Origin of the sequence: Bacillus sp. JJ783 (genome assembly GCF_036963225.1) — a bacterium.
GTDB lineage: Bacteria > Bacillota > Bacilli > Bacillales > Bacillaceae_G > Bacillus_A > Bacillus_A cereus_U.
This window is the reverse complement of sequence record NZ_JBALMG010000201.1, coordinates 1-2,521: the sequence shown is the minus strand read 5'-3', so window position 1 is coordinate 2,521 and position 2,521 is coordinate 1. Positions and strand designations below refer to the sequence as shown.

Sequence of the window (2,521 nt, the reverse complement as noted above, 5' to 3'; positions counted from 1 at the left end):
AGAAAAACAAATAATCCAAGAACAAGTATATATATCGAGGCAATTGACACAATTCTCGACACACCTTTTCTTTCTAAAAGAGAAACGAATGGATGCAATATATAAAATAGTACTCCCGCTAATAATACTGGGAAAAAGATTGTTTTTAAAAATACGACGAACGGTGTAAAGACGAATGATATTTTTGTAAGTAATAATATATTTACAAACAGCAACGCAAATCCAAGTAGTACAGCTAAATAATTTTGTTCTTTAAAAAACTTTTTCAACTTATCTCTTTTTCTTATATTTACTTTCTCCAAGTGTACCACCTCTCTAATTAGGAAAAGCCCTAAAAAGGGCTTTATAAAATAATTAATAATAGCCTTTATTTCCTTGCAGCTTTTACTACAAATGATACAATAAGAATTAATACAATTGCCCCTAATAGTGCTGGCACGACATGAATCCCACCAAATGATGGCCCAAAAGATCCAAATAATCTACTACCTAACAAAGCTCCTAGTAAACCAGCAATTATATTTCCAAACATACCAGCCGGAAAATTTTTACCCGTTATAGAACTAGCAATTGCACCTATAATAGCACCAACTATTAATGTGATAATCCATCCCATTTTTAGTCCTCCATTTCTATTATAGAATAAATCTATTTATCAACTAACTTATTACGTAACCCTTGTAATTATTATATCCAGAAATGAAAAATCTTGTCAAACGCATGAAAATACAGAAAAAAGGAGCGTTATTATTTATGATTCAAAAATTAATAGCAAACTCTTATCATACTGCTTTGTCTATTTTAAACATTCAAATTCCTGCTTACGAAATTGAAGCAAAATACATAAATAGTACGGCCATCCCCCGTTTATACGATACTGTAACTGATATTCAAAACTGCGATGAGACATTCCATGGATATTTCCTGGAAAATTCACTCATTGGATTTATTTCTTTTAAAGTTGATGAAGATATAGTTGATATCCATCGTTTAGTGGTCTCACCCAATCATTTCCATAAAGGGATAGCAACTAAGTTACTACTTTTTATATTTGACATGTTCTCTTCTTCAAAAGCGTATATTGTACAAACAGGGAAGAACAATACGCCTGCCCTTTCTTTATATAAAAAACATGGTTTTATTGAAATTCAAGATATCGTACTTCCTGATGGAATGGTTTTGACCTCACTAAAAAGACAGAATACACAAAATAATTTGACTTAACTGCTTATTTATGTTATTTTTTACCTTATAAAACCTTTTGCTGAATCCAAATTTTGGAGCGGGGGAACCATTTATGTAGCTTTTTGCTACTTGGGGCGAATCTTTTTTAAGTAGGGACACTCTCACTTCCCGAGTCCGACAGCTAACCTCGTAAGCGTAATGGGAGAGGAAGGTGCTTTTTTGCCTATGTTACACAGTATGCCTCCTTAGTTATAAATATGGGAACGATACCAATTAAAAACCTATATTTATAGAAAAGGAGAAATGTATAATGTTACGTTTATCAGATCACGCAATAAAAATGATGGAGCAAAGACTTCGACTAGAACAACACCGCACATATCAAGCAAATAAAGTTGTAGATAACTTACATCACAAATACTTCTTTCAGCATATTTTCCAGCCAAAAAGATAAGTACTGACCTTTAACAAAATACAGCGTACACTTTTTCGGTGTACGCTGTATTTTTCATTTTCTCGCCTTAATAATAAAAGTAGTCGGCACCATTCTAGCCTTATATAAAGAATAGTACTTCGTAGACGGCTCTGCTACTTCTCCATCAAATAGACAAGATGGTTCAGGCTCTTCTATTCTCTCAATTGTAAATCCAGCTCTATTTAACTCATTTATGTATGTACTCATTTTTCTCTTATATAATGTCGCTTGTACTTCTTCCCCTTTAAATGTTTCAAACGTAATAGGAGTTTCCTCATGATATGAAGAGCATAAAACAATTTCTTCTGTTCCATACTGCAAATTTGAATATACCGGATGCTCCCAGCTAAAAATAAAACTGCCTCCTGGTTTTACAGCTTTTCCCGAACAAGAAAGCCCATTGCCTTTAGGCATGGGATGAAAGTAAGGTTGGATACGGAGTACCACTAAAAATCGCAAGATTCGTGGTACTTTAAGTATCCAAAGTATAGGTAGTTTCTTCGGGTGTTTTGTTGGAATTTTTCGGAAATAAATGATATAACTAGAATAAATGATGATAGAAGAATGTTTCAAAGTGTTTGAGAGGAAAACCACCTCGTTTCATGCAGTTGTAAAGTTTATAAACACGTTCTGATTGCTAGAAATGTATCAAATGAACACTATGTTGAAAATCAAAAAACAAGGGGATGAAACGTATGTCACAGACCCTAACAGTGAAAGCGAAATTGATTCCAACAAAAGGACAAATCCGTTTATTGGAACAAAGCAGTCACGAATATATCAAAGTTATAAATAGACTTGTATCGGAAATGGTGGAAGCAAAGAAAAGTACGAAAAAAAGTACAAAAGATATTGAAGCAA

Annotated in this window: 4 protein-coding genes, 2 pseudogenes and 1 riboswitch; of the genes and pseudogenes, 3 read left to right on the top strand and 3 right to left on the bottom strand. The window is 33.2% G+C overall.

Going from position 1 to position 2,521, the window contains the following annotated elements; genetic code table 11:
* Positions 1-302: AI-2E family transporter (locus tag V7038_RS27975; RefSeq protein WP_335695970.1), on the bottom strand; the 302-nt coding region annotated here is incomplete at its 3' end.
* 65 nt (positions 303-367) lie between these two features.
* Entirely contained in the window at positions 368-616 is a 249-nt protein-coding gene (locus V7038_RS27970; RefSeq protein ID WP_002110912.1) for a GlsB/YeaQ/YmgE family stress response membrane protein, read from the bottom strand.
* Positions 617-753: 137 nt separating this feature from the next.
* Here V7038_RS27970 and V7038_RS27965 point away from each other — a divergent pair, with 137 nt between their 5' ends.
* Entirely contained in the window at positions 754-1,224 is a 471-nt protein-coding gene (locus tag V7038_RS27965; RefSeq protein ID WP_002110914.1) for a GNAT family N-acetyltransferase, read from the top strand.
* A 28-nt stretch (positions 1,225-1,252) separates the two neighbouring features.
* A riboswitch (cyclic di-AMP (ydaO/yuaA leader) is annotated at positions 1,253-1,397 on the top strand.
* Between the two features lie 98 nt (positions 1,398-1,495).
* Positions 1,496-1,639, top strand: coding sequence for a hypothetical protein (locus tag V7038_RS27960; protein ID WP_000945246.1), 144 nt, complete (start codon positions 1,496-1,498; stop codon positions 1,637-1,639).
* Between the two features lie 54 nt (positions 1,640-1,693).
* Here V7038_RS27960 and V7038_RS27955 read toward each other — a convergent pair.
* Positions 1,694-2,035: pseudogene (locus tag V7038_RS27955) on the bottom strand (class I SAM-dependent methyltransferase); the annotation flags it as partial.
* 320 nt (positions 2,036-2,355) lie between these two features.
* Here V7038_RS27955 and V7038_RS27950 point away from each other — a divergent pair.
* Positions 2,356-2,521: pseudogene (locus tag V7038_RS27950) on the top strand (RNA-guided endonuclease TnpB family protein); the annotation flags it as partial.